Genomic DNA, 712 nt, shown 5'->3' on the forward strand with positions numbered 1-712 from the left:
CATCGAATACAACACCACCGCCAACGGCGACCAACTCCAAATCTACGGCCGCGCCGGCAACGGCCACATCTACTCCAAGGTCTACTACCCCGGCGGCGGCTGGGGCGACTGGGTCAACCAAGGCGGCACCATCACCGGCACCGTCTCCCTCGTCCAATACGGAAGCCAACTCCAAATCTTCGGCCGCGGCACCGACGGCGGCACCTACCAAAAGGTCTACACCCCCGGCAACGGCTGGACCGGCTGGAACAACCTCGCCGGAAACATCGTCAGCGACCCCGTCGCCATCGAATACAACACCACCGCCAACGGCGACCAACTCCAAATCTACGGCCGCGCCGGCAACGGCCACATCTACTCCAAGGTCTACTACCCCGGCGGCGGCTGGGGCGACTGGGTCAACCAAGGCGGCACCATCACCGGCACCGTCTCCCTCCTGCAATACGGAAGCCAACTCCAAATCTTCGGCCGCGGCACCGACGGCGGCACCTACCAAAAGGTCTACACCCCCGGCAACGGCTGGACCGGCTGGAACAACCTCGCCGGAAACATCACCAGCGACCCCATCGCCGTCGAATACGACACCAACGCCTCCGGCCAGCAACTCGAAATCTACGGCCGCGCCGGCAACGGCCACACCTACGCCAAGGTCTACACCCCCGGCAACGGCTGGAGCTCCTGGAACAACCTCGGCGGCAACCTCACCTGACCC

The 712-nt window shown here is 64.6% G+C and carries 1 protein-coding gene; it reads left to right on the plus strand.

Annotation, left to right across the window (positions count from 1 at the left end):
• On the plus strand, nt 1-709 hold a 709-nt coding region (locus tag IEY73_RS32785; RefSeq protein WP_373292924.1), incomplete at its 5' end, for a DUF8189 domain-containing protein.
• Nucleotides 710-712: the final 3 nt, after the last annotated feature.

The sequence above is a fragment of the Mangrovihabitans endophyticus genome (assembly GCF_014646155.1).
Lineage (GTDB): Bacteria > Actinomycetota > Actinomycetes > Mycobacteriales > Micromonosporaceae > Actinoplanes > Actinoplanes endophyticus.